At 46.4% G+C, this 26,186-nt stretch carries 20 protein-coding genes; 10 read left to right on the top strand and 10 right to left on the bottom strand.

Annotated features, from left to right (window positions below; translation table 11 throughout):
• Positions 1 to 1,024: 1,024 nt before the first annotated feature.
• From polA to H6F63_RS17335, 3 genes are all read right to left on the bottom strand, one after another.
• Complete coding sequence (gene polA, locus H6F63_RS17345; RefSeq protein WP_190638788.1) at positions 1,025 to 3,988, bottom strand: DNA polymerase I; 2,964 nt, start codon at positions 3,986 to 3,988, stop codon at positions 1,025 to 1,027.
• 140 nt (positions 3,989 to 4,128) lie between these two features.
• Positions 4,129 to 4,956 carry a DUF4114 domain-containing protein gene (locus H6F63_RS17340; RefSeq protein WP_190638787.1) on the bottom strand — a complete coding sequence of 276 codons (828 nt, stop codon included), beginning with the start codon at positions 4,954 to 4,956 and terminating at the stop codon, positions 4,129 to 4,131.
• Positions 4,957 to 5,787: 831 nt separating this feature from the next.
• Positions 5,788 to 6,636, bottom strand: a complete 849-nt coding sequence (locus tag H6F63_RS17335) for a DUF4114 domain-containing protein (protein ID WP_190638795.1) — start codon at positions 6,634 to 6,636, stop codon at positions 5,788 to 5,790.
• 433 nt (positions 6,637 to 7,069) lie between these two features.
• Here H6F63_RS17335 and H6F63_RS30605 point away from each other — a divergent pair, with 433 nt between their 5' ends.
• On the top strand, positions 7,070 to 7,192 hold the full coding sequence (locus tag H6F63_RS30605) for a hypothetical protein (protein ID WP_277876437.1): 123 nt from the start codon (positions 7,070 to 7,072) through the stop codon (positions 7,190 to 7,192).
• A gap of 65 nt (positions 7,193 to 7,257) precedes the next feature.
• Here H6F63_RS30605 and H6F63_RS17330 read toward each other — a convergent pair whose 3' ends face one another.
• On the bottom strand, positions 7,258 to 8,229 hold the full coding sequence (locus tag H6F63_RS17330; RefSeq protein WP_190638786.1) for a cation transporter: 972 nt from the start codon (positions 8,227 to 8,229) through the stop codon (positions 7,258 to 7,260).
• Positions 8,230 to 8,314: 85 nt separating this feature from the next.
• Here H6F63_RS17330 and H6F63_RS17325 point away from each other — a divergent pair, with 85 nt between their 5' ends.
• Complete coding sequence (locus H6F63_RS17325) at positions 8,315 to 9,190, top strand: Cof-type HAD-IIB family hydrolase (protein WP_190638785.1); 876 nt, start codon at positions 8,315 to 8,317, stop codon at positions 9,188 to 9,190.
• A gap of 343 nt (positions 9,191 to 9,533) precedes the next feature.
• Here H6F63_RS17325 and H6F63_RS31055 read toward each other — a convergent pair whose 3' ends face one another.
• On the bottom strand, positions 9,534 to 10,442 hold the full coding sequence (locus H6F63_RS31055; protein WP_190638784.1) for a DALR anticodon-binding domain-containing protein: 909 nt from the start codon (positions 10,440 to 10,442) through the stop codon (positions 9,534 to 9,536).
• Between the two features lie 172 nt (positions 10,443 to 10,614).
• Between H6F63_RS31055 and H6F63_RS17315 the strand changes: the two genes are divergently transcribed.
• Positions 10,615 to 11,316 carry a Crp/Fnr family transcriptional regulator gene (locus tag H6F63_RS17315; RefSeq protein ID WP_190424545.1) on the top strand — a complete coding sequence of 234 codons (702 nt, stop codon included), beginning with the start codon at positions 10,615 to 10,617 and terminating at the stop codon, positions 11,314 to 11,316.
• 268 nt (positions 11,317 to 11,584) lie between these two features.
• Here H6F63_RS17315 and H6F63_RS17310 read toward each other — a convergent pair whose 3' ends face one another.
• From H6F63_RS17310 to H6F63_RS17290, 5 genes are all read right to left on the bottom strand, one after another.
• Complete coding sequence (locus H6F63_RS17310) at positions 11,585 to 12,676, bottom strand: PstS family phosphate ABC transporter substrate-binding protein (RefSeq protein WP_190638783.1); 1,092 nt, start codon at positions 12,674 to 12,676, stop codon at positions 11,585 to 11,587.
• Positions 12,677 to 12,742: 66 nt separating this feature from the next.
• A complete protein-coding gene (locus H6F63_RS17305) occupies positions 12,743 to 13,777 on the bottom strand; it encodes a PstS family phosphate ABC transporter substrate-binding protein (protein ID WP_190638782.1) in 1,035 nt (344 codons plus the stop codon).
• A 54-nt stretch (positions 13,778 to 13,831) separates the two neighbouring features.
• On the bottom strand, positions 13,832 to 15,262 hold the full coding sequence (locus H6F63_RS17300; protein ID WP_190638781.1) for an ABC transporter substrate-binding protein: 1,431 nt from the start codon (positions 15,260 to 15,262) through the stop codon (positions 13,832 to 13,834).
• 24 nt (positions 15,263 to 15,286) lie between these two features.
• A complete protein-coding gene (locus tag H6F63_RS17295) occupies positions 15,287 to 16,741 on the bottom strand; it encodes a serine/threonine-protein kinase (RefSeq protein WP_190638780.1) in 1,455 nt (484 codons plus the stop codon).
• A gap of 84 nt (positions 16,742 to 16,825) precedes the next feature.
• Complete coding sequence (locus H6F63_RS17290) at positions 16,826 to 17,830, bottom strand: LysR family transcriptional regulator (protein WP_190424554.1); 1,005 nt, start codon at positions 17,828 to 17,830, stop codon at positions 16,826 to 16,828.
• 289 nt (positions 17,831 to 18,119) lie between these two features.
• On the opposite strand from H6F63_RS17290, the gene H6F63_RS17285 reads away from it, so the two are divergent.
• The 7 genes from H6F63_RS17285 to H6F63_RS31050 all read left to right on the top strand — a co-directional run bounded on the left by H6F63_RS17285 (position 18,120) and on the right by H6F63_RS31050 (position 26,177).
• Positions 18,120 to 18,833, top strand: a complete 714-nt coding sequence (locus H6F63_RS17285; RefSeq protein WP_190638779.1) for an NnrU family protein — start codon at positions 18,120 to 18,122, stop codon at positions 18,831 to 18,833.
• 199 nt (positions 18,834 to 19,032) lie between these two features.
• The gene (locus tag H6F63_RS17280) at positions 19,033 to 19,374 is read left to right on the top strand and encodes a thioredoxin family protein (protein WP_190424558.1); all 342 of its coding nucleotides are present in this window, start codon (positions 19,033 to 19,035) and stop codon (positions 19,372 to 19,374) included.
• A 242-nt stretch (positions 19,375 to 19,616) separates the two neighbouring features.
• Positions 19,617 to 21,713 (top strand): NAD(P)H-quinone oxidoreductase subunit 5, encoded by a 2,097-nt coding sequence (locus tag H6F63_RS17275; RefSeq protein WP_190638778.1) that lies wholly within the window; start codon positions 19,617 to 19,619, stop codon positions 21,711 to 21,713.
• Between the two features lie 142 nt (positions 21,714 to 21,855).
• A complete protein-coding gene (ndhD1, locus tag H6F63_RS17270) occupies positions 21,856 to 23,433 on the top strand; it encodes a photosynthetic/respiratory NAD(P)H-quinone oxidoreductase subunit D1 (protein WP_190638777.1) in 1,578 nt (525 codons plus the stop codon).
• A gap of 325 nt (positions 23,434 to 23,758) precedes the next feature.
• Positions 23,759 to 25,051, top strand: coding sequence for a threonine synthase (gene thrC / locus H6F63_RS17265; protein WP_190638776.1), 1,293 nt, complete (start codon positions 23,759 to 23,761; stop codon positions 25,049 to 25,051).
• 89 nt (positions 25,052 to 25,140) lie between these two features.
• Positions 25,141 to 25,416, top strand: coding sequence for a MoaD/ThiS family protein (locus H6F63_RS17260; RefSeq protein ID WP_190424568.1), 276 nt, complete (start codon positions 25,141 to 25,143; stop codon positions 25,414 to 25,416).
• A gap of 50 nt (positions 25,417 to 25,466) precedes the next feature.
• Positions 25,467 to 26,177, top strand: a complete 711-nt coding sequence (locus H6F63_RS31050) for a DUF2996 domain-containing protein (protein ID WP_190638775.1) — start codon at positions 25,467 to 25,469, stop codon at positions 26,175 to 26,177.
• The last annotated feature ends 9 nt before the right edge of the window (positions 26,178 to 26,186 follow it).

Here is a 26,186-nt window from a genome sequence, read left to right as displayed (position 1 = left end):
TGCACCCGCTCGGCTTCGCTACAGCTGTATGCCTTTTGCGTCGCCATCAGAAAGTTAATGTATTCAATAGCCGTATATTTGGGTGGATTCATTGCTTCCTTTTACCCCATCTTTAGCCCAACTGCGTAACTCCTGACATAGACAGCCCCTACCTAGAAGGTTCACGCATTGGAAACTGGTGGGGGCAGCTCTATTGCAATTTTTACCTATATACCGCCTTTGATTACTCCTGCTAACCCCAAGACATCATCTGGCATAAACTCAACTCACTTTACTAGGAAGGCGAGTAACTTTTGTATTCACACACACTCTTCGTGTTGCCTAGTCCCTCCTTCGTATGTTCTGGTCTTGCAGGTGGCTAGCGCCTTCCTTTTTTCTTTACACAAGTGTAAATCTTCCAAGGTAACGTTCTTTAAGTTGACACCAATGGGCATTGCCGCACCCCTACAGTTATCAGTTGTCATACCAAATCACTGTTTTGATGCCACATTTACGAGCCCCCAACCCCGTGCTAACGCACCGCTTCCCTAACGGTAGAAACAAAAGGGGCAATAGACGGATTCATGGCAGACAGGGAAATGGTATCAGTTGTTCATTGTTCTAGAATGGAATAGCGATCGCTCTACTCGGAGCGCTATGCAGGGCAAAGGCATCTAAATTCTGGATTTCCTTCCCCGTAAGGATTTGATAACTTGATAATGATAAATACTAAATGCTTGAAGCCCTTGTCTAGTAGGCATTTCAGAAATAAGATGCGTTTGCTCTGGATCGCTATGGGATGGGAGCGATCGCTACGAAGATAGCTTCACGCAAAGCGTATGCAAGGTAGGACTCTTGAACCCTGAACCTACAAACACATAAACCAGTTAGCTACTGATTCCTTAATTTTTATTAGTCACATTCTAACTATAGCGGTTCTCAATCTACCGAGGTACAAACTGACAGGTTGGAATGCTTGCTATCGTAGGAGTTTTAGTGTAAATCACGCGATCAAGAAACGCTATATTTAATTACAGATGTAGATTTACTTCGTTTCCATCCAGTTTTGTCCAGCACGAACATCAACTAATAGAGGAACGCTCAAAGAAACAGCATTTTCCATTGTGGAACGAATTTTCATCTGTAATTCTTCCCACTCCGAGGGAGGAACTTCAAACACTAATTCATCGTGAACTTGTAACAGCAAACGTGCCTGATAACTCTGCAAAACTTCGTGCAATTGCACCATCGCAATTTTGATGATATCGGCGCTAGAACCCTGAATCGGCGCGTTAGCAGCTGCTCGCAAAAGTTGGGCATCAGATTGTCCTAACCGCCGGAATTCATCAAGTTTGATATCATCCGGGTTGGTACCTTTGAGCTTGCGGAGACTGCCGCCCTCGAAATTAAAGTAGCGACGACGACCTAAAATAGTTTCGACGTAGCCGTGCGCGATCGCTTCCCTCTTCACTTGCTCCAAATAATCAAAAACTTTGCGATAACGCTCGTTGAAGCGATCGATAAACAGTCTACCCTCTGTAGCCTTTACTCCAGCTTCCCGTGCAAACCGCGCCGCACCCATCCCGTAAATCACTCCAAAGTTGATAATCTTCCCTAAGCGGCGTTCCTCGGATGTTATTGTGTCCTTCTCAAATAACAGCCGAGCAGTAACGCTGTGGATATCCTCATTTTGCCGATATGCTTCAACTAACACTGGCTCTTTGCTCAGGTGAGCCAAAATTCGCAACTCGATTTGCGAATAGTCAGCAGCAACCAGTAACCAACCCGTTTCTGGCACAAATCCTTTGCGAATCAACCGACTAAACGCCGTGCGGATAGGAATATTCTGCAAATTTGGGTTAGAAGAAGACAATCGTCCCGTTGTCGTACCCGTCTGATTGAAATTCGTATGCACCCGCTCAGTTTCTTTCCCCATCAGTAGCGGTAGCGCGTCCACGTAAGTAGACTTCAACTTCGAGAGGGTGCGGTACTCTAAGATGGCATCAACAACTGGATGGTCGCCTTGCAACTTTTCCAATGTCGCTGCATCAGTAGAATAACCCGTGGCGATTTTACGAGATTTCTTGGTGTCTAATTTGAGCTTGTCAAATAGCAGCTGACTCAGTTGCTTCGGCGAACCTAAATTGAATTTTTCCCCAGCTGCTTCATAAGCTTGTTGCTCAATCGCTGCTAAATCTGTTTCCAGCTGTTGCGATAATGTCTGGAGATAAACTGGATCAATGCGGATACCCGTGTATTCCATCTGGGCTAAGACTGGTTCTAGAGGTTGTTCTACTTCCAGCAGCAGCTTATAGAGAGCTTCAACTTGCTTCAGTTTTTCTCGTAGTTTTGGCACCAACTGGAATGTTGCATAGACCTGCATCCCGCAGTAGTAGGCTACAGTCTGAATATCCAGATCGGCAATATTCTTGCCTTTTGGCACCACATCCGTATAACTACCTATTTGTAGCCCCAAGTAGCGTAGAACTAAATCGCCGAGGTTGTGGCTATCTTCTGGATTTAGTACGTAACTGGCAAGCATCGTGTCAAAGATGACTCCGGAAAGCTTAATACCTTGAAAGCGTAGTACCAAGCGGTCAAACTTGGCATTTTGCAACGTCTTTGGATAATCATTACTTTCCAAAATTGGACGCAAAGCTTCTAAAACAGTTGTTTTATCCAGGTTTGAGCCTGATTTATGTGCCGTAGGGATGTAGGCAATTTCCGATTGTTCGGTTCCCCAACAGCAGCCAATCCCCACTAAAGAAGCATCTCGCGGCTCTAGGGAATCAGTTTCCGTATCCCAAGCCACAGGCGAAGCTGAGTCAGTACAAGTTTTCAGCTGGTTTACCAGTTGAGTTAGTTTTTCTGGAGTATCAATAATTGGGGGTGTAATCGTGCTAGCAGCATTTTTGTCTGTCTTTGCAGCCGCTTCGGTGTCAGCTGCACTGAAAAACCACAGGTCGCCGTCTTCATCTTCAAGTTGACCATCCTCTGGTTTCTGCCCACCCTTTTCCTCTGGCAAGCTAGAAACCTGCTCTACATTAGGTTCCTCATCTGTACCACCAAACGCTAGCTGGATTTCGCTGATTTTGCTTAAAAATTTGTTTAACTCTAGCTTTTCCAGCTGCTGCTTCAAGACAGGGGCATCAAATCCCTTCAGATGAGAGTCTTCTAAACTAAAATCCAGAGGAACATCAAGAACTATTTTCGCCAAGTGCTGCGAGCGATATGCCTCTTGTTTTCCAGTTTCCAGTTTCTGCTTGACTGCTCCTTTAATCTCATTTAAGGAAGCATAAATCCCGTCTAGAGAGCCATAATCTGTAAGCAACTTCACCGCCGTCTTGTCGCCAATTCCCTTAACGCCGGGGATGTTGTCGGAGCTATCTCCGCAGAGAGCTTTGTAATCGACAACCTGCTCTGGTAGTATTCCTAGCTTCTGTTTTACTTCCTCTGGGCCAAATTCTACTGGCCCTGCGGTGCTGGTGCGTTGCCAGAAAGTTTGACCGAGATATAAAACGTTAATTTCCTTTGCCGTGTCAACCAGTTGAAATAAATCTCTATCACCTGTAACGATTTTGACACTGTAACCCGCAGCACTTGCCTGATCTGCCAAAGTCCCTAAGACATCATCTGCTTCATAACCAGGAGAGGTGAGAATTGGTAGATTCAAGGCATCCAAAAGTTCGTGGAGATTTTTTAGGTCGGTGATAAAATCTTCTGGTGTCTCGGCTCGGTCGGCTTTGTATGTGTCGTCGGCTTCGTGGCGGAAAGTGGGTAAGCCGAGGTCAAATGCGATCGCGATCGCTTGCGGATGCTGAGATGCTATCACCTCCAGCAAGGACTTGAGGAAGCCAAAGCAGACACTCGTAGGAACACCTGTTTTTGTTTTTAAACCCCCATCCCGACTTTTGGCAAACGCAAAGTAGGAGCGGAAGGCTAAAGAGTGACCATCTACTAGGATGAGTAGAGGTCGGTTTTGGGATGAGGCAGAGGTGGATTGAGACATAGCCTTATTTTATCTAGCCGCTTGCAAACTGATTCGGGTTTTTCTATGGTTCAGATTGATAATTCACAGCAAAAAGCCGTTGAGTGGTATATTCAACGGCTTTTTGACTATAAGTCCTTCAGGAACGCTTCAACAACCAATTAATCAACTTGCTTGGGGCGACTGCGACGGCTGGCAAATATACCTACTGCTGCTGCACCAATGAGTGCCACAGTTGCCGAAGGCTCAGGTACACTGATCCCAGCTACTTCACGAGCGTTGTTTTTACCAAAATCGATGGCGAAAACTGTATCGTTGTAATCTTTGTCTCCACCACCCCATAAATCTTCGTAACCCAGCACCAGGAAATCTTTGTAGTAGTACGCCATAACGTGCTGCAATTTATCTGGGTTGGTAGCATCATTTAGACCAAAGATTCCTTGTACGCCATTATTCCAGATTCCGCCGTTAATGCCATTGGATACTAATTGGAAGTCAAACTCAGTACCAGCTTTAAATTTTCCAAGTTCTGCAAAGTCCCCTACATTCAAAGGCTGATCTTCCTTAGCTTTGTTTGCCAACGGGTTATTCGGGTTCGCGCAGAACTCACCAAAGTTAGCCATATCTTGCCCAGGCTTACAGGAAGTATCGCCAAAAATTTTCCCACCTGTGACTTCTGCGCCGTTAGTAGCTGTGAAATTCAATTGATTGCGATATCCCCCAGCCGTTTCACCGATAAAGTAAACCTTAACATCATGGTCGAAGTTCATCTTTATCTTCGTAATATCTAACCTGTGCGCCCCTATGGTTTCAGGTGATAAGTATCTAGCTTCTTTCCCGACGAAATCCTTGAATTCTTGGATGTTGAAATTAGCTGGGGCTTGATCTCTACCTTTAATATCGTAAGCAGTTGCAGGCGCAGTATGGGAAATTGCAACAGTCAGGGTAGTAGCAGCAGCGAACAGACCAGCGAAGAATTGAGTTTTCATTTGATTACTTGTAGAAGCGGTGAACATTTTATATCTTTGACCTAGCTGATACACCCAAAATAAATTAGCTGAATTTACCTAAAGTTACCGATTGATTTGGAAGTGCTTTTGCGTTACTAAATCATTGATATTCGATTTAATGCTTTTCTGTCTACAGTTTTGGCAAAACTTGTTTATTTCTTCATCAAACCGCTTGATTTTACTAATTTTTATCGGCATTTTTAACGAAGAAAATACCGATTTTTACTTCAAGCAGTTTGAATCAGTATTTGTCACATATAAAAACTGTTTAATCTCATCAATTTTTGGGATAATAGTCACCCTTAATAGTAATATTACAGAGCATTTATCTTTAAAAATCTTTTAAATTTGTGGTTGATATAGGTACGCGCTGATGTTTCTCAGTAATCGCCAGGAGCGGTATCTCATTTTTTGTGTAATTCAACCTCCGAAAGTCTCCAATGCCAATTTAAAAATTGTCTCGTTTGGGTTGATAAGTAGAGGGGCTTAATTATTTGTAGGATGGGTAGAGCGGCTAAGCTTTACCTATCAAACCTTTGCTAAAATTGGGTTTCGTCCCTCAACCATTCCTTACATTACTGCTGTAGTCAAGGACAGTAATAAGTGTTAAACGGGTAATACAATTAGCTTGGTATCTGCAACAGATAACCCCCTCAATATCTCCATGCAGCGGAGGATTGAGGGGGTTGTAAGTGTAACAGCTTTCTGATGTGCAAATTATCCCTAATGGAAAAAGCCCGCAACAGCAGGCTAGAAAAAATGGGTGTTGACTAATCAAACTTAGATAAACATCAGCGATGTGTCAGCAGATTACCCATTGATTTGGCTGTTGCGGCGGCGACGCACCCCAAACATACCAACAAGGCTCATTCCCGCTAGCGCTAAGGTTGCAGAAGGCTCAGGTACGCTTGCAAAACCGCCTTCACCCAAATCGACGATAAACACAGTGTCGTTGAAGTCGCGGTCAGATGCTGGAGTTACGCCAGTCCAGCTGCCATCTCCATACAAATCCTCGAAACCAACTACTAGGTAACGAGAGTCAAACATATAGCCTTTGGCGTGCTGTAGTCCATCTGGGTTAGCAGCACTAGAAACAGAATTGTAGATGCCGTATGAGTTTTCTGTGCCGTATAAGCTATTGGCATTCAACTGGAAATTCAGAGTCGTACCTTTGGTGAAGCTGCCTAAGCTTACCCAGTCTCCTTGCTTGAGATTTGTATAACTAATGTCGTTTTCTCTAATGCTATCCGTGCTGTTGAGTTCCCAAAAAGCCAGCCCTTCTTTGGCAACGTTGCCGTTAGCGTCAAGCGCTTGATAACCCAACTGATTGTTATAATCCGCGCCTTCATTGACAAAGTAAGCGCGAATATCAGTGTTGTTTTTCACCGTTAGCTTGCTCAGATCAAACGATTTACCTCCTAAAAGGCTTAAGTCAGGGAATGCGTTTTTCTCTTGAGTCTTCTTGAGCTGAGTGTTTAGGTCATTCAAAAGATTTTGAATGTTAAAAGCATCAGAAGATTGACTCAATGTATTCTTTGTAGGCGCGCTATCAAAAGAATTAGGACCCCAGTTAATTTGAGCGGATGCCGGAGCAGTTGCAGAGATGACGCCGGTCAGGGCAGCAGCAGCGGCAAGCAGTGTAGTAAGTTTGGTTTTCATTTAAGTACCTCTACCAAGGCGATGAACGACTTCACCTCATTTAATCGGCATATAACCTAAAAAAAAGTTAGTTATTTTTTTCAGACGACCGATGTTGAAGTGATTTGCTTTTCTTCTCTATTCATATCTGAGTTTGCAGTTGAATGTCTACAAGTTTTGCAAGTCTTGTTTAACTCTTCACACTCTTTCGACATTTACGCAAAGCCCGACTCTACTTACTAATTTACTGATTATTATTGATTTTTCCAGCAGTATTTTCCTCAGTTTAAAAAAAAGACGTTTTTAAAAAAATATCGGTAATTTCGCTGACTACAGTAAAAGTAATGCATATTTATTTTTTAGCAAGAGGCGGTCTTCTGAAAAAAGAGTTCTTATCTAAGAAATATCAGTAAATTTGCTGAGAACTTGTAAGAGTTTTTGCGGATAATACTTTTTGTTGAACAAGTGTCAAACACCAGAAATCGATGTTATCGAGACTGGAATAATTGCTTCTGCTGAGCTGAAAACGCAAGCAGAAATTGGCGATACGCACGAGGCAGAGCTTGCTACGCGATAAGCGCAGCAATGCAGTCCTGACGGGAATCAGTAATAATTCGGTTTTTTAGTTGAACTTATGCTCAATTAATTTTGGCTGTGTGTCTCATCGTGGCGATCGCTTCTACCATTGACCTCCGAGGGCTGATTTGGCAGACTGGTGCCGGGAGGCTCTCGCAGATAGTCATCAATGTAGAAGATGGCTTGAATGGGGCCGTAGCGTTCTCTAATCGCTAATTCGATGCGTTCGGCAATCTGGGGCGCAACTTCCACAAAGTCTGGATGCAGAATCAGGTGCATCTGTACAAATACTAAGCGCCCCACAATTCCCCGCGACTCAATGTGGTAGCAGTGGGTGACACCGCCAACCTGACGGGCAATTTGAGCCAGAACTTCAGGAGCGATCGCGCTTTGTTGCACCATCAGTGGTAACTGCCAGTTCACCATGTACCAACAACTTCTCACTGTCTGGACTACCAATAAAACTGCCAGCAGTAAATCCAGCCAGAACACACCCCACAAAACTCCTACTAAACACAGCACCACGACGAGTGTCAGCAACACATCCTTGAGCAGCTGGTTAGCATTGAAACGTAGGGTAGGGCTATTCAACACTTTGGCTTGGTAGATGTTTAAGAAAGCCAAGAGGATAGTAACGCCTGCAAGTGCGGATAGGATTTGAATCAGGGGTAGACTTACCTGGGTGGGAAATGGTAGATCAGCGGCATTAGTGACAGCTATCAGTTGCTGGGCGGACATCCCCAATAAATTTGTACAGGCAAAGCCCAAAAATGCCACCAGTATTAGTGTTGCTGAGCTTTCCAGTTTGCTATGACCATAGATTTCGCGCCCTGCCAGACGGTTAGGTGCAGCGACGGCGAGCAAACTCAGTAGGGTACTGAAGCTGGTAATCAGGGTATGCAGCGACTCTGCTAAGAGACTGAGGCTTTGCGTCACCCATGCGGCTGAAACTTTTACTGACAAAATGAACAATGTAAGCCAAAGGGTGACATATAAAACCCGACGACTGGCACGAAAGCGATTTTTTGCCTCGGTCATGGCCTTTAAGGAGTTATTAGTTTTTAGTTGTTAGTTTTCAGAGGTTTGGTTACTCTAACAACGAACAAGGAATAATTAACAACTTATGCCAAAACCTTCTTCTGCTAACCAGGTAAGTGCGGGAAGCTTGCCCGGTGTAAACTGTGACGCTATTCGATTACTCGTGCTAGACATCGATGGCACCATTGCTGGTGTATCCAACGATATCCGCGAACCTGTACTCCAGGCGATTCGTGCCGCCCAGGCGAAGGGCATTCAGATAGCGATCGCGACTGGGAGGATGTATCGTTCTACTTTGCGCTTTCATCAGCAAGTCGGCTCAACGCTGCCTGTGATGGCGTATCAAGGGGCATGGATTCAAGATCCTGCACAAAACCAAGTTCTCAGGCATTGCCCTGTCTCTAAACCATTAGTGTTGCAGTTGTTGGATTACTTTGAGGAACCAGAGTTGCGATCTCTACTTTCTATCCACTTCTATATCAACGACCAGCTTTATGTCCGGGAAATTACGCCAGCTACACAAGCTTACTCAGAGCGTTCTGGTATCCAGCCTATCGCTGTAGGCGACCTGCGTAACGTTTTAAATACTGAACCGACGAAAGTTTTGGCTCTGTGTGAGGATACTGCCGTAATTGACAACCTGCTGGGTACGTTGCGATCGCGTTACACCCCAGCTGAACTGTACTTAACTACATCAGTGGCGACTTTCTTTGAAGCAACTCACCCCAGCGTTAATAAAGGAACGGCGGTGCGCTACTTAGCTGAAGAGATACTGGGACTGGAAGCCAGTAATGTGATGGCTATTGGGGATAATTTTAATGATTTCGAGATGCTGGAATACGCTGGAATTGGTGTAGCAATGGGTAATGCACCCGCAGACGTTCAAGCGATCGCTACTTGGGTAGCTCCCAGTGTTGAGCAAGACGGTGCCGCTGCCGCAATTGAAAAATTCCTACTTTAAAAATATCTTTCGATTCTGGTCTGGTGGGCATCTTGCCCGCCCATCCCTTTAAATTCTCTTCAATTTTTATAGCGTTTCTCAGTTGGGTGGAATATATGGTGGTTCTTACCTTCGGTAGGCGCATGGCATTGCTATGCTCCTACTATCTATGTCATCCAACCCTTCAATTGCTTTATTTTTAATTCTTACACTACAAATCAGAAAGGGAACCGACGACTGGCCGTGTTTCGTCTCGGTTCCCCTATCTGGTTCGCTCCTCACACAAGAGCAATATTATTCGACTTAATTTAATTTGTCACTCCCCTTGAACAAATTTTCTACCTTTAGGTATAGTTTTTTCCGCTCAAAGTTCTGTCGGTGCTAGGATGAATAACCGATTTTGCAACAGCGATCGCAAAATGGAGCCAGTAGCCGCCACTAAACCTAATCTGGCTTGAGCCAGATGCGGTGTCTGGGTCTTCACTTCACCAAAAATGCGACACTCACGGTAGAAGCTTTCCCAAGTTTGACTCAAAGCGATCGCCAGTTTCACCCAGTCGGGTTGACCCCATCCGTCCAATTCATCTAACAACCCCAGTACCTGAAAAATCAAAGAGCGTTCTGCTGGATCAACTAAGCGGATGGAATCTTCATTCAGCCAAGGAATCACCTCTGGCTCGACTATCCTCAGAGCCGGAACACCCAGCCGGATTAAACCTTCCCGCTCTCCTAAGCGCAGTAGAGAGCAGCAACGAGCATGGGCGTACTGTATAGGGAAACTTGATAAGGATTGGGAATTAGGAATTGGGAATTGGGAATTGGGAATTGGGAATTGCCCAAACTCTGAGTTCACCAAGAACTGCAACCAAAGTGCCATCCCCGGATCGGTTAGTTGGAATTCCATTAAACCGGGAGGAGTAACTTGAATTGTAAAACTTTGTAAAGTTATATTTTCCTGATTTGTATCAGCAGTAGCACAGAGATATCTAGCCAAGCCAGCGGCAATTTCCAGAGCTGGCAGGTTCCACAGGGGCGCAAGTTTCAGCGCTACGCTAGACCTGTATAGAATGCCCGTACTTTGCCAAAATCGCTTTAAAGGAATTTCCTCCCCAGCCATCAACCCAACAATCAAAGGCAAATTTTCCTCGGCTGTAGACAATTGTTGTGCTTGTGTATACAAAGTTTCTCTTTCTCTGTACAAACCGATAGCTGCCTGTAGCTGAATAATCAACAGATGCTTAAGACTAGCGCAACCAATGTTTGATAAATTCACCTTGATACTCAAAGGTTTGTAATGGCGTAATTTAATTATCAGTATCGTTTTTACGTCTATCTAATGGAAGAGTTATTTGAGAAAAATTTCTAATTTTAGCTGAAGCCGCAGCAAGTATTTTTTGCTACATTGAAATCTTGGTAGAATCTATAAAAGATTATCGCTGCGTTATATGCATTCACCATCCTCCACATCAGAGGTATCTCGCCCCTTTTTAACCTGGCAAAGAATTCTTGACTGGGCGCAGGAACATTATCGTTATCGAACTTTCACCAAAGACGAACGGATTCCGGCCAGACCAGGACTGTTGTATCTAGTGCAGAGGGGTGCTATCCGCTTGGTAGGTACAGCTCAAATTACTGCTACCACCAGTAGTTCTGCTGCTAAAGCCATGCGTTTGAGTCCAGAAGAAGCTTTTTTAGGCTTTGTTGGTGCCGGACAGCCATTTGAAATTGTGGCGCAGTCACCATTTACACTCCAGGCTTACGCCCACGTCGATCAAACTTCTGTGGTGTGGATGTACTGGCATGACCTGGACAACTGGCCGCATTTTCGCCGAGAGGTATTTGATGCCTTTCGCTATCAGCATCAGCGCAAGCTGCTGTGGCTGAGTACGCTAGGACAAAGGCGGACAATTGACCGACTTTTGGGATTTTTGACGCTGTTAATTGAAGAATTCGGCGAACCATATGAAAACGGTTACTGTCTGCCATTTCCTCTAACTCATGCCCAAATTGGCAGTGCTATTGGTTCCACTCGCGTAACCGTGACTCGGTTAATGGGCAAGTTACGCCAAAAGGGATTAATCCGAACACAAGGAGATAATTTGCTGTGTTTACCGATATCTACTTTGGGTTCCAATAATAATAACTAGCTAATAGCTAAGTTGGAGAACCAAACTAACTGATATCATGGTGTATGTTGGGGCGCCACGCCCGTGCTGCTTTGTTTCCCGGCCTTTTGAGGCGTGGCATTTGAGGCAGGAAATCAAACATTAGTAAAGGTTTGATTGGTTTCGCGATCGCTCTACCCATCCTACAACTAATTAAGGGACTCTACTTAACAGCTATTAGCTACTTTTAGCTCCTAGCCTTTAGTTGTTCGGCTATGACGAATTATAAATAATAGCTATTAGCTATTATTTAGCGGATGCGGACAAATCCAATGTCGCTAATCAGTTCCTGACCCTTCTGTGTCTGTAAAAAGTTAGAATAAGCTTCCCCTGCTTGTTGCTCTCGTTGACCATTCTGTTTAACTACGACAAACAGCTTTCGAGTAATCGGGTATTGCCCGTTTTGGAAAGCCTCAATATTGAGCTGATTGCGTTTGCCGGGACACTCTTGAGGAGATACCAAAGGCTCTTGATAGGGTGTCACAAATTCATTAGCTTTACTGCCTAGTGGCAAAGGCTTAATGCTACACTGCGGCACTACCTCTGGCGCAGAAGCAAAATAAATTCCGCCAGTGTTAGCAGCGAGTTTTCGCAGTGCGGTAGTAGTGTCAGGCACAAACTCAACATTTGTACCAAACTTTTCATTGCCCAAAACTTCTTCGATAAATAGTTCCACTGTGCCGCCCTCGTTTCGGCGCGTATAGGGTTTTATTGCCACATTCGGGCCGCCCACTTCTTGCCAGTTGGTAATCTTGCCAGTGTAGATAGATTTCAACTGGTCTAAAGTCAAACCTGAAATATCGAGATTTGGGTTAACAGCTACTGCTAATCCATCAATGGCAATGGCAACTTCTTTCAAGCCAAAACCGCGTTGCTGTGCTTGTTGATATTCTTGTGAAAGAATTGGTCGGGAGGATTGGGCAAAATCCAGTTTCCCATCTAGTAACATCTTGATGCCCGTACCAGATCCAGCGGAACCGCTGGTTGGATTAATATAGCGCAATTTAAACTCAGGTCGCGCCGCTTGTATAGCTGAGTCTACTGAAAGGCGAATCGGTGCAAACGAGGTGCTACCACCATAGCTAAATAGTCCGGTGGGGACATTCTGCACTTGGGCAAAGCCTTCACCCGCCGATTGTGCTGTTTGATTGGTTTGATTGACTGGGGGACTGGAAGCAGAATTATCGGGTGGCACGGGTTGACTTGCCGATGGGGTGGATTTGGACAAATTACCCACGTCAACGCCAGAACGTTTGGTAAACCACCAGAAGCCGCCGCCTAATAATGCAGCTGTAATCAAAAGAGCCAATATCAGAATAGGTGTTTCGTTTTTCTGAGACATGAGCTGATTTTTAAATTAACTATTGGCGTATGGTGCTTTGTATTGATATCCTCTTCAAAATCTGCCTTAGCGGATTCTGACAAATCCAGCTTCTTCCAGCAGTTGTTGACCTTGCTGTGTAAGCAATAAATTGGCGTATGCTTCTCCTGCCTGCTGGTCTACTTGACCATTTAGTTTAACAATGACAAATAAATTGCGAGTAATTGGGTATTTACCACTTTGAAAGGCGCTGGAGTTTAAGCCGTTGCGCTGAGTTGGGCATTGTTCAAGGGGTACGAAAGGCTCTTGATAGGGAGGAACCAGTTGATCGGGAGTCCGACCAAGCGGCAGGGTTTTAACGGTACACTGACCGACTACTTCCGGGGCTGAGGCGTAGTAGATACTGCCTGGATTAGTTGCTACTTCTCTCAAGGCTTCGGTTGTCGTGCCGATAAAGTGAACATTGGCACCAAAGTTCTGTCCTTGTAAGACGTTTTCTGCAAAGAATTCGATTGTGCCTCCTTCTTCAATGCGACGAGAGTAAGGTTTAATGGGAAGATTGGAACCACCGACTTCTTGCCAGTTGGTTATTTTGCCTGTGTAAATGTCTTTGAGTTGGGCGATGGTAAGACCGGGGATGTTGAGATTTGGATTCACTGCGATCGCAATTCCATCAATCGCTATTGGTATTTCTTTGAGAGTAAAACCCCGTTGTTGTGCCTGCTGATATTCTTCATCTTTAATTGATCGCGAAGATTGTGCAAAGGCGAGCTGATTGTTTAATAGCATTTTGATGCCAGCACCAGATCCAGGCGCACCACTGGTGGGATCGGTGTAGCGCAGGACAAACTTAGGCCAAACAGTTTGGATTCCCCGGTCTACTTCTTTACGAATTGGAGCCCAAGTCGTGCTACCACCGTAACTAAATAGCCCCGATGGAACGCCTTGAACCTGAGCAAAAGTTTCAACTGTAGATTGTGCAGATTGGTTGGTTGCATTAATGCGCTTACCGCCCAAATTTACACCCGACCGATTGGTAAACCACCAGAACCCGCCGCCTAACAACCCAGCCGTTATCAGGAGGGCTAAGACTAGAACTGTCGTTTCGTTTTTCTGCGACATGGGCAGATTTTAGTTTAGGGCTGTTGCAACCTTAGTTTAATCTTTGTTGCTCTATCATCGAGGTACTGGTACAAAGTCATAGGTAGTTGGTGAGCGCTTATCGGCAACGATTTTCACCAGTTGAATTGTCCCATTGCGATCGCCCGACGGCAAAAAACCAATTGTGCCAGAGGCTCCCTTTGTCGCAAAGTCTGGTGATGCGAGCGCTTGTTGCACCCCGGTTCGGGTGGGGTTGCGCTGAATCGCAGCAATTAAAGCCTTCGCAGCATCATAGGCGAGAGCGGTACGCCAGTTCACATCAGATCCAAAAAGCTCTCTGGCTTGGCGGGGAAAGGCTGAAGTTGGGTCGCCGTCAATGTCCCAAGGAACAGCCACCACCATTCCTAGTGCCGCATCTGCACCAATTTCCAAAGTTTTGATCGCGTAAACATCATCTCCCGCCAGCATACTTAACCGTTTCCGGTTTACCTGAACTACCTGAAGTGCCTTGTCTAGTTCACCCGTGTTTGAGGCTAACATCAGCACCTCTGCCCCTTGCTCAATTGCCTGTTCTACGCTTCCAGCAGCACTAAAAGCAGAATCAGATAGGTCATACTCATTTGTCACCTGTCCGCCTGCCAGGCCAACAGCCGTGACAAACTCAGACTTGAGGGACTGACTATAGGTACTTTTGGAATTAAAGAAAACAGCTACCTTTCTCCGTTGCAATTTGGTGAGCATATAATCAGCTAACGCCCTAGCCGCCATATAATCGCTGGGGACGGTGCGAAAAATATAGGGACTTTTGCCGGAAAGACTAACGGCGGTACTGATAGGGGAAATCGCTACAAGTTTAGAGTCGTAGATGGGAGCCACTGCTAAAGTAACTTGACTTGCCCAATGACCGACAACTCCTAAAACGTCTTTATTGTCAACTAAGGCGCTGGCAATTTTTTTTGCTTGTTCTTCTTGATTATTGTCGTTGGCGATCGCTACTTTCAGCAGTACCCCGTTAATTCCCCCAGCCTGATTAATTTCATTTTGGGCAAGAGCCACCCCGCGCAATACCTCTAAAGAACCATTGGGGTCATTGCCAATCGGTGCAGCTACCGCAATTGTGTAAGATTTTTGCTGATTAAGATTAATTTGGGCATTGTTTAAATAAATTAACGTTTCGGGAGCGTTACGGTTTTCCCTTAGTGCTGCTGATAGTTGGGAAACTGCTTCATTATATTTTCCGGCTGCAATGTCATTTACTCCCGCTCTTTTTAAAGTTGTGAAGGCCGGACTCCCACCTCTAACCTCCTCTGGCACTAAAATTTTTTCCCCAAAACTGATAGAGTTGAGCGGATTTTCTGCCGTTGTATCTGGTAAAGAGTCATTTGGTTCTGATACTACCGCAGTTTTGTCTTGCGGTTTTGTAATCCACCAAGCAACAGCCGCTATGAAGATAGCAGTGAGAAATAAAGATGTTACCAGAACCGCAGTTTCATTTTTGTGAGACATAAAGCGGTCAATTATACAAGAGATTTAAAACATACTAGAAAGCAATTTGTAGATTAGGCGAAACAGAGCTGTAATTGCGATCGCGCCCGCCGCAGCTACAATCGCCACAAATAATACACCCGCGATCACAGGTGTTTCAGGTATCAAGCTGGCAATCAACGTTTTCACGCTGGGGAGGAACATCACAACTAGCAGGGTAACGCCAGCGATAATTGGCAAATCCTTGCCTTCAATTATGCGGCGATATTGGGCAAAAATCAGACCTCCGATAACCATCCCTAATAATCCAATGCTAATCCCTGGTGATGGCAAAAGACTGCTCAAGGCTATCAACAGTAAGCCACCCTCAAACCCAGTGAAAGCTGCCCCTGCCAAGATTTCTATTAGAGAAAATCTCCGTTTAGAGGGAAGTGGGACGGGGGCTGGCGGTTGAGTCGGTGCGGGTGTTGGGAGGCTAACAGGCGCTACTGGGGCTACTGGGCGGGTTGAGGGAACCTGAGTCGGTGCTACTGGTTGCGGCGGTGGCGTTGTTTGATTGATGGCATTGATGGCGTTGAGAACTTCCTGGGCAGACTGAAAGCGTTGATTGGGTGCAGACAATAGCATTCGGTCGAGGATTTGGGCAAAGCGATCGCTTACTTGTGCCTGACTTCTCCAGTTCCACTGGTTGTTGAAAGTATCAAATAGCTCGTTTGACTGTTTGCCAGTCAGCAAGGTAATGCAAGTCACAGCCAAAGCATACAAATCTGTTGACGGGTAGATTTGTCCCCTACTCATTTGCTCTGGTGGCGCGAATCCCATCGAATAAATCCCAGTTGACGATCCACCAGGCGTTCCCTTCGTCACCTGCTTGACGGCACCAAAATCTAACAGATAAATCAAACCGTCTTTACGACGCATGATGTTAGAAAGCTTAATATCTCGGTGGATCGAGTTATTGTCATGGACAAACTTCAGCACTGGCAGGATTTCCTGCAACAGTTGCAACACCTCTGCTTGTGAGAACTGTCCCTTAGCCGCTAGTTCCTCCTCCAAGTTTTGTCCATCGATAAATTCCTGTACCAGATAGAAAAACTGATCTTGTTTTCCTGTTTGCATACTGGGAAGTGTTATTTCAAAGAAAGCAAACAAGTCTGGAATTTGCTGGTGTCTGCCCAAGTCTTCTAAAACTTCTCCTTCCCGTTCAAATAAATTTTGTGCGATTTGTAGCTGTTCCGGGTTTAAGTCGCCCACAGGCTGAAACTGTTTTACCACGCAGTAGCGCATACCAGGAGTGCGGCGATCGCGTGCGAGAAACGCCGCCCCAAATCCCCCACGCCCCAACAGCTTCGTTGGCACATAGCGCCCATCTAAAATTAGGGGCATTCCACAAGTAGTGCAATACTTTTGTTGCACCGTCTTGAGAATAGTGTTGTTATCGAGTTCGGAAAAAAAGTTTTGGGGTCGGGGGCAGCCTGGACGGGTGCAATAAATTTCCATGAGTCATGAGTCATTAGTCCTTCGCCGTTAGTCATTAGCCATTGGTCATAAACTAAGGACTAAGGGCTAATGACTAACCTAAGCTTAACTTCCTGCTGGGTTAGGAGCAGCTGCTTTAAAAGCATCTGCTTCAAGGACAGATGACTCCTCCAGCACCTTTCCCCATCCAGGTGAGGCAAATTCAGGCAAAATTTCTTTAGTAAAAGCTTCTGCTGCCTTAGAGCGGTAACGATTCGGGTTAACAATCACCCACAGCGTCCGTTTCACCACTACATCGTCAATGTGAGCCCTGTGGAGAACGCCCATCTGCAACTCTTTTTCTATCGCCGAAACTGAAACAAAAGCTGCTCCTAATCCTGCTTGCACAGCATTTTTTATCGCTTCAATCGAGTTTAGTTCCATCTCGATTTTGAGGCGGCGAGTATCAATGTCGCTGCGTGTTAGCACTTGGTCAATCACCTTACGAATGGTTGATTGAGAGTCCAAGGCAATAAACTGCAATTTATACAAATCTTCTCTGTGGATGGTTTCCAGTTTGGCGAAGGGATGAAACACTGGCAAGATCAGCGCCAACTCATCTTCGGCGTAGGGAATAATATCTAAGGAGTCATGTAGCTCAGAAGGAACTTCTCCGCCGATAATTGCCAGGTCAACTTGCCCATTAGCGACACTCCAAGCAGTGCGGCGCGTCGAGTGGACGTGTAATTGCACTGCTACATCCGGATATTGTTGCCGAAACATCCCAATCATCCGGGGCAACAAATACGTTCCTGTCGTCTGAGAAGCACCGATAATCAGCGTACCGCCTTGGAGATTTTGCAAATCTTCAATTGCACGGCAAGTTTCCTGGCAAAGTGTCAGGATTTTTTCCCCATAGCTGAGGAGGAGATGCCCTGCTTCCGTTAGCTGGGCGCGGCGTCCACCCCGGTCGAACAACGGCACATCTAACTGTCGCTCTAAGTTTTGCACTTGGAGGCTGACAGCGGGTTGCGAGACATACAGACTATCGGCGGCACGCTTGAAGCTCCCCTCAGCGGCGATCGCTTTAAGAATGCGGAGTTGGTCTAAAGTGAAAGGAAGGTCAGACATACAGGCTTTACCCGAAACAGGGGAAGGAGCGACTGAGGCAACTAACAATTTTGGAGATCGCGCTTCCTTTGAGCGTGATTTATTGCCCACGACCTTGTCAAGCCTCTCAGTCATCGACAGTAACACAACACGAGATCAAGTCCCGCGCTTAATATTTGGGGGTATGGTTTTTGCTTAGAGAATGGGTAATCGGTAATGGCGAAAAATAAAATTGGCACCTACCTATATAAACCTATTACTTTTTTCGCCATTACCCAGTCCAAAAGTCCCTATTGTGTAATCGAAGTTTATGTTATTTGAGGTTCTTACTCCTAGCCACTGGGTAATGCTGGCGCTACTTTTAGGGTTTGCGATCGCTCACAGTGGGTTAGCGGCGCTAAGACCGTGGGGCGAAAAACGAATCGGCCCCCGACTCTACCGCATCCTGTTCGCCCTCGTCAGTCTTCCCTTGGCGGTAGTGTTGATAATTTACTTTTTCAATCATCGCTATGATGGTGTCCAACTGTGGCAAGTTCAAGGTGTAGCAGGCGTGCAAACCCTGGTATGGGTACTCTCAGCCATCTCGTTTTTGTTTCTCTATCCCGCCACCTTCAATTTGCTGGAAATTGCCGCCATCGAAAAGCCCCAAGTCCATCTGTACGAAACTGGGATTATCCGCATCACCAGGCACCCCCAAATGGTAGGACAGGTAATTTGGTGTATTGCCCACACGCTTTGGATTGGCACCAGCTTCACCCTATTGACATCAGTAGGATTAGTGCTACACCATTTATTCGCAGTATGGCATGGCGATCGCCGTCTTTTAGCTCGCTATGGAGAAGCCTTTGTTGCTGCCAAATCTCGCACCTCCGTCATCCCCTTCTTGGCGCTTCTGCAAGGTCGTCAAACCCTTAAGTTGCAGGAATTTCTCCGTCCCTCCTATGCGGGAGTCGTCGGTTTCATCCTGCTGCTGTGGTGGGCGCACCCCTTGTTGATTGGATCAACAGCAAAACTCAATTGGTAGTTTAGTGATCAAAAAGCGTCACGCGATCCCAATTGGATGTAGCATGATCCCAAATAGCCATATGCAATTAGGAATAATTAACAGGTAACAGGTGATATCGAGTAAGTAATTTTACTCAATTATTAACCAAGTTTCCTATAACCCACAACCTAATAACGCAGGCTATTAATAGTAAAAAACCATAAAATCTAGAGGGATCATGGTGCTTTCTGTAAGCGAACGGACGTTTACACAAGAAGTTTTAGAATCTTCGACCCCTGTTTTAGTTCATTTTTCGGCACCTTGGTGTGGAGTGTGCCGGTTGATCAACCCTCTCCTGACGCGATTTCAAGCGGAATGGGGGGGACAAGTTAAGCTGGTTGGAATTAACGCCGATCAAAATTTGAAGCTGGCGAATACTTATCGCCTGAAAACTCTGCCAACGCTAATCTTGTTTGAAGGTGGCAAAGCGGTTCACCGCATCGATGGCTTCCAAGGACGGGATGATTTACGGCTAGGGCTGGAGAAAATTATGGTTAGCTGTCTGCCGAATTCGGCTTAAAAAGGAGCTGGGGACTAGGGACTAGGGATTGGGGACTAGGGAGTAAGTAAGACTTTTTCCAAATCCCAAATCCCCAATCCCCCAAAAATAAACCCATTGGTTATCTCTACCGATGGGTTTATTTTTTTCTATTGCTTTGTCGCTTCACAAACGGTTAGTTATAAATACTTTAGAGGACTGTATATGTCACAATGTAAACGGTCTTGCCAAATTAGTGAAGAAATATAAAGTAGGCGTTAGTGATGGAACCACTCTATCAGTATGCCTGGATCATCCCGGTGCTGCCACTAGCTGGGGCGATGCTGGTCGGTCTGGGACTAATTTCGATTAACCAACTTACTAACCGTCTGCGGCAGTTAAACGCCGTAGTTATAGTTTCCCTGCTGGGGGCGGCGATGGGTTACTCCTTAGCTTTGCTTTGGAGTCAATTTCACGGACACCCGCCCTACACCCGCGCCCTAGAATGGGCAGCAGCAGGAAATTTTCACCTGAATATGGGCTACACGATTGACCATTTAACAGCCTTGATGCTGGTCATCGTGACGACAGTAGCCTTCCTGGTGATGATTTACACCGATGGCTACATGGCTCACGATCCGGGGTATGTGCGATTTTACGCCTACCTGAGCCTATTTAGCTCCTCAATGTTGGGTCTAGTAGTCAGCCCGAACCTGGTACAGGTTTATATTTTCTGGGAACTGGTCGGTATGTGTTCGTACCTACTGATCGGGTTCTGGTATGACCGCAAAGGGGCAGCTGATGCCTGTCAAAAAGCTTTTGTAACCAACCGCGTTGGCGATTTTGGTCTGCTGTTGGGGATGCTAGGGCTTTACTGGGCAACTGGCAGCTTTGAATTCGACGTGATGGGCGATCGCTTGCACACATTGGTCGAATCTGGCTACCTCAGCGCTGGTCTTGCCGCCCTGTTCGCAGTTTTAGTATTTATGGGGCCTGTTGCAAAATCTGCCCAGGTTCCCCTACACGTCTGGCTACCAGACGCGATGGAAGGCCCTACGCCCATCTCTGCGCTGATTCACGCAGCAACGATGGTGGCGGCTGGTGTTTTCCTAATTGCCCGGATGTATCCGGTGTTTGAAGGCATCCCAGTGGCAATGGATGTGATTGCCTGGACGGGAGCCGTTACCGCCTTTACAGGTGCCACAATCGCTATTACCCAAAACGATATCAAGAAGGGTCTAGCCTATTCCACTATGTCCCAACTGGGCTACATGGTGATGGCGATGGGAGTAGGGGCATACACTGCTGGTTTGTTTCACCTGATGACTCACGCCTACTTCAAGGCAATGCTGTTTTTGGGTTCTGGTTCTGTAATTCACGGCATGGAAGATGTCGTGGGTCACGATACCGCCCTAAATCAGGATATGCGGCTGATGGGGGGACTGCGAAAGTATATGCCGATTACCGCCATGACGTTTTTGGTGGGAACTTTGGCGATTAGTGGGATTCCGCCTTTTGCTGGCTTCTGGTCGAAAGATGAAATATTGGGTTCTGCCTTTGGCGCTAATCCGTTGCTGTGGGGTATCGGTTGGCTGACGGCTGGGATGACCGCTTTTTATATGTTCCGGATGTACTTCCGGACGTTTGAGGGCGAATTCCGGGGCAATGAGATGGATATTCGCAAGCAACTTCTAGCAGGCGCTAAATCTAGCTTAGAACTGAGTTCTGAGTCCGCAACCCTTAGTCCTAATTTTGGCCCTGGGGCAATGGATACCAGAGAGTTGAAGGCTAAAGCACATGATAGCCACGACGACCACGGTCACAGCGAATATCCCCACGAGTCACCAATTTCTATGACGCTGCCACTACTAATTTTGGCAGTGCCTTCGGCGCTAATTGGTTTGGTGGGAACGCCATTCCACAATTACTTTGAAGAGTTCATTCACGCGCCAAGTGAGTCAGTTGAGGAAGTTTTGGAAAAAGCAACCGAGTTCAACTTGACGGAATTTCTAATCATGGGTGGTAATTCGGTAGGAATTGCCTTGATCGGAATTACTTTGGCTTCTCTGATGTACTTGCATGGCAAAATCGATCCGGCAGCGATCGCATCCAGAATCCCCTTCCTGTACAAGCTGTCTCTCAACAAGTGGTACTTTGACGAAATTTATGACAACCTTTTCGTTCAGGGATGCCGCCGCATAGCACGACAAGTTATGGAAGTGGACTTTCGAGTTGTCGATGGTGCAGTCAACCTCACCGGATTAGCTACCCTCTTAAGTGGTGAAAGCCTGAAATACTTTGAAACTGGTCGCGTCCAATTCTATGCGCTGATTGTGTTTGCTGCGGTGCTGGTAGGCGTGATTGTCTTTGGTGTCACTTGATATTGGGGAATGGGGACTAGGGACTGGAGACTGGGGACTAGGGGCTAGGGACTGGGTAAGATTTTTCGCCAATTCCCAATACCCAATCCCCAATCACCCTTTCCCCAATTGCCAATTAGCAAATAGCAATTAGCAATTACCAATGAATGCAAACTTTCCTTGGCTGACTTTCATCATTTTGTTTCCCGTCGCTGCCTCTCTGCTGGTGCCGCTGGTGCCGGATAAAGATGGCAAAACAGTGCGTTGGTACGCCCTGATTGTTGGGCTGATTGATTTCGCGGTCATAGTATACACCTTCTATACCCAGTACGACTTTTCTAACCCCGGTTTGCAACTGGTAGAGAGTTATTCTTGGGTGCCGCAGCTGGATTTAAAATGGTCGGTGGGCGTAGATGGCTTGTCAATGCCCCTGGTGTTGCTTACTGGCTTCATCACCACACTGGCAACTTTGGCAGCTTGGCCTGTAACTTTTAAGCCGAAGCTGTTTTACTTTTTGCTTCTGGCAATGTACGGCGGTCAAATTGCCGTGTTTGCTGTCCAAGATATGCTGTTGTTTTTCCTAGTGTGGGAACTGGAACTGATTCCGGTATACCTGCTATTGGCAATCTGGGGCGGTAAAAAGCGTCTTTACGCGGCGACCAAGTTTATCCTCTACACCGCAGGCGCTTCGCTGTTCATTTTAGTGGCAGCGCTGGCGATGGCGTTCTACGGCGATACGGTAACGTTCGATATGAGCGCCCTGGCTGCCAAAGATTACGCCCTCAATTTCCAACTCTGGATTTACGCCGGATTCCTAATAGCCTACGGCGTTAAGCTGCCCATCATTCCCCTACATACCTGGCTTCCTGATGCCCACGGCGAAGCTACCGCGCCCGTGCATATGTTGCTGGCGGGAATTTTGCTGAAGATGGGCGGCTACGCGCTGATTCGGATGAACGCCCAGATCCTCCCTGACGCTCATGCGCTGTTTGCGCCAGCGTTGGTGATTCTGGGTGTTACTAACATCATCTACGCTGCTCTCACCTCTTTTGCCCAGCGCAATCTGAAGCGCAAAATCGCCTATTCCTCCATCTCTCACATGGGATTTGTGCTGATTGGGATTGCCTCATTCACCGATTTAGGTTTGAGTGGTGCGGTGCTGCAAATGGTTTCCCACGGCTTAATTGGGGCGAGTTTATTCTTCCTGGTGGGAGCGACTTACGATCGCACTCACACGCTGATGCTGGATGAAATGGGCGGTGTCGGACAGAAAATGCGGAAAATTTTCGCCATGTTCACCACCTGTTCGATGGCATCTTTGGCATTGCCTGGGATGAGCGGCTTTGTGGCGGAATTGATGGTGTTTGTCGGCTTTGCTACCAGCGATGCTTATAACCCGACTTTTAAGGTGATAGTGGTCTTCCTAGCGGCTGTTGGTGTGATTTTGACACCAATATACCTACTCTCAATGCTGCGGGAAATTTTCTACGGTTCGGAGAACAAGGAATTAGTTGAACACGAAGCCTTGATCGATGCTGAACCACGAGAGGTGTTTATTATTGCCTGTCTGTTGGTGCCAATTATTGGCATTGGTTTTTATCCGAAGTTGTTGACGCAGATTTATGATGCGACAACGATACAGCTGACGGCAAGATTGCGAGATTCTGTACCGTCTTTGGCGCAACAGCGACAGACTACGGAAACGGTGTCTTTGCGTGCGCCGGAAATTGGTGCTAATTAAAATTCCGAATGCCGGAAGGCGCAGCTACGCAAAAAGCCCCCGTGTGGGGGCTTTTTGTTTTGGGGATGCGATCGCGGTGAAGAAATATTTACCAAGCCAAAAGATATATTTATTCTCAGGTTACTAATAATTTTGGTTCGTTTATCCAAAAGCTCTGAATTATCTTCACCCCAGAGCAACACACCTTGTTAACCGTGGGGAATAGTTAACACAACTAGCGTTCTTTTAATCCCGACTAAAATAGTCGGATATGTTTGACGGGTATTTTTACCTGTGCTAGTATCAACCGAACTGATGACGGAAGTTCAGTAGAGTGTAAATACCCATGACCCAGGCAACCCAGTCAACAACGGCAACCTTTAAAGCGCTTAAGTGTAAAGAGTGCGGCACCGAGTACGAACCCAAGGCAACTCATGTATGTGAGTTTTGTTTTGGCCCTTTGGAAGTAACCTATGACTACGATGCGCTGCGCCGCACCGTTACTCGTGAAAGTATTCAGAAAGGGCCGAACTCAATTTGGCGTTATCGTCCATTTTTGCCAGTTGTCACCGAAACACCAATTGATGTAGGAACTGGCATGACACCGCTAGTTAAAGCAAATCGCTTGGCACGTCGCCTGGGTATTAAAAATCTTTATATTAAAAACGATGCCGTCAATATGCCCACCCTGAGCTTTAAAGACCGGGTGGTGTCGGTGGCTTTAACAAGAGCGCAGGAGTTAGGTTTCACTACGGTGTCCTGCGCCAGTACAGGAAATTTGGCTAATTCTACAGCTGCGATCGCTGCCCACGCCGGACTAGACTGCTGCGTTTTCATTCCCTCTGACCTCGAAGCTGGCAAAGTCCTGGGTACGCTCATCTACGGCCCTACGGTTATGGCAGTTCAAGGTAACTACGACCAAGTAAACCGCCTCTGCTGCGAAGTAGCCAACACACAAGGATGGGGATTTGTCAATATCAATTTGCGCCCCTACTACTCCGAAGGTTCCAAAACCCTCGGCTATGAAGTTGCGGAACAGCTAGGCTGGCAGTTGCCGGATCATATCGTCGCCCCCCTTGCCTCCGGTTCTCTATTCACAAAAATCTACAAAGGTTTCCAAGAATTTATCAAAGTTGGGCTGGTTGACGAAAAGAGCGTCCGTTTCAGTGGCGCACAGGCAGAAGGTTGTTCCCCCATTGCCCAAGCTTATCGGGATGGACGCGACTTTGTGACCCCAGTCAAGCCGAATACAATTGCTAAATCCATCGCTATCGGCAACCCTGCTGATGGAGTGTATGCGCTGGAAATAGCTAAGAAAACAAACGGGAGCATCGAATCAGTCAACGATGCGGAAATTGTTGACGGCATCAAGCTGTTGGCTGAAACTGAAGGCATCTTCACCGAAACTGCTGGCGGCACAACTGTGGCTGTGCTGAAAAAGCTGGTGGAAGCTGGTAAGATTGATCCTTCGGAAACCACTGTTGTATATATCACGGGCAACGGGCTGAAAACTCAGGAAGCCGTGCAAGGATACATTGGTGAACCGCTGACAATTGAGGCGAAGTTAGATAGTTTCGAGCGTGCCTTGGAGCGATCGCGTACACTGGAGCGTCTCGACTGGCAGCAAGTTCTAGTCTAATTTTATTAGCACCGAGGTAGAGCCTCGTTATTTCGTTCCCAGCATCTGACTGGGAACGAGAAATTGACAATTACCAATTACTGATTACTATGTCCGTCAAAGTTTTAATTCCCACCCCTCTACAAAAGCTGACAAACAATCAAGCCGCTGTCGAAGGTAATGGCAGTACGATTAGTGAATTGCTCGAATCCCTAGAGCAAAGCTTCCCTGGCATCAAAATGCGTCTTTGCGACGAACAAGGGGAGGTACGCAGATTTGTAAACTTCTACGTTAACAGCGAAGACATCCGCTTTTTGGAAGGAGCCAAAACACCTCTCAAAGAAGGCGATGAAGTAAGCATTGTGGCAGCGCAGGCTGGAGGCTGATTCAAGTTAGGATTGGCAATAAAGGAACCGTCAAGCCTTGGAGTAGAAGAATGCCAGAAGAAATTAATCATAATGATGCTGGAGAGGTAGCTCCCAGCACTGTTGATCAACAAGCTCCCGATGTTTCTGAGGACAATGCTCCCAGTACCGACTCGGATGTAGCAACCAACATTCCTACAGCAAACGCCCCCGACCCCGCATCCACCAATCCAGAAGTCAACCCTAATGCTGCTGGGGAGAAATCTTCTACAGCGGCATCAACCCCAGATGACTCGGCTCAAGTGCAGCCAAATCCTAAAAAAACTGCACAAGTACCGAAAGAGGACAAGCCAGCAGCTAAAGCCGCCAAAGATGGGGATAAGCCAGCAGCCAAACCCGCAGCAGCAAAAAAAGAAAAAGCTCCGGCGGTTGAAGATAAGCCATTTATGGAATTTATCCAGCAAGACTACTTGCCAGCTTTAAAAACAGCACTTGAGAAAACGGGTGTTCAAGATTTAGAGTTGAAGTTGGAAAAGCGATCGCTTCAAGAAGTCTCGGACTGCTGGCAAGTCTACGGTAGTTGGCAAGGCGGTAAACGTCAATTTAACGTTTATTTCCCTGAAGAAGACATCCAAAAACAAAGAGCTTTTTCCTGTTATGAAGGTTCTAAACCTAGCACGATTGAGCCTTTTTTGTGTGATGAGCGTAAAATAACGCTAGATTTGCTGGTGTTTGGGGTTACGCAGCGGTTGAATGCTCAAAAGTGGCTGACTAGAAATTAGTGAAAATGC

This window comes from Trichocoleus sp. FACHB-40 (assembly GCF_014695915.1).
GTDB classification, from domain to species: domain Bacteria; phylum Cyanobacteriota; class Cyanobacteriia; order Cyanobacteriales; family FACHB-T130; genus Funiculus; species Funiculus sociatus.
Note: the sequence above shows the minus strand (reverse complement) of the source record. Positions and strands in the feature narration are given on the sequence as shown.

Coding starts and splice junctions, on each gene's coding strand:
- polA (WP_190638788.1), bottom strand. CDS start 3,988: ATGTCTCAATCCACCTCTGCCTCATCCCAAAACCGACCTCTACTCATC.
- H6F63_RS17340 (WP_190638787.1), bottom strand. CDS start 4,956: ATGAAAACTCAATTCTTCGCTGGTCTGTTCGCTGCTGCTACTACCCTG.
- H6F63_RS17335 (WP_190638795.1), bottom strand. CDS start 6,636: ATGAAAACCAAACTTACTACACTGCTTGCCGCTGCTGCTGCCCTGACC.
- H6F63_RS17330 (WP_190638786.1), bottom strand. CDS start 8,229: ATGACCGAGGCAAAAAATCGCTTTCGTGCCAGTCGTCGGGTTTTATAT.
- H6F63_RS17325 (WP_190638785.1), top strand. CDS start 8,315: ATGCCAAAACCTTCTTCTGCTAACCAGGTAAGTGCGGGAAGCTTGCCC.
- H6F63_RS17315 (WP_190424545.1), top strand. CDS start 10,615: ATGCATTCACCATCCTCCACATCAGAGGTATCTCGCCCCTTTTTAACC.
- H6F63_RS17310 (WP_190638783.1), bottom strand. CDS start 12,676: ATGTCTCAGAAAAACGAAACACCTATTCTGATATTGGCTCTTTTGATT.
- H6F63_RS17305 (WP_190638782.1), bottom strand. CDS start 13,777: ATGTCGCAGAAAAACGAAACGACAGTTCTAGTCTTAGCCCTCCTGATA.
- H6F63_RS17300 (WP_190638781.1), bottom strand. CDS start 15,262: ATGTCTCACAAAAATGAAACTGCGGTTCTGGTAACATCTTTATTTCTC.
- H6F63_RS17295 (WP_190638780.1), bottom strand. CDS start 16,741: ATGGAAATTTATTGCACCCGTCCAGGCTGCCCCCGACCCCAAAACTTT.
- H6F63_RS17290 (WP_190424554.1), bottom strand. CDS start 17,830: ATGTCTGACCTTCCTTTCACTTTAGACCAACTCCGCATTCTTAAAGCG.
- H6F63_RS17285 (WP_190638779.1), top strand. CDS start 18,120: ATGTTATTTGAGGTTCTTACTCCTAGCCACTGGGTAATGCTGGCGCTA.
- H6F63_RS17280 (WP_190424558.1), top strand. CDS start 19,033: ATGGTGCTTTCTGTAAGCGAACGGACGTTTACACAAGAAGTTTTAGAA.
- H6F63_RS17275 (WP_190638778.1), top strand. CDS start 19,617: ATGGAACCACTCTATCAGTATGCCTGGATCATCCCGGTGCTGCCACTA.
- ndhD1 (WP_190638777.1), top strand. CDS start 21,856: ATGAATGCAAACTTTCCTTGGCTGACTTTCATCATTTTGTTTCCCGTC.
- thrC (WP_190638776.1), top strand. CDS start 23,759: ATGACCCAGGCAACCCAGTCAACAACGGCAACCTTTAAAGCGCTTAAG.
- H6F63_RS17260 (WP_190424568.1), top strand. CDS start 25,141: ATGTCCGTCAAAGTTTTAATTCCCACCCCTCTACAAAAGCTGACAAAC.
- H6F63_RS31050 (WP_190638775.1), top strand. CDS start 25,467: ATGCCAGAAGAAATTAATCATAATGATGCTGGAGAGGTAGCTCCCAGC.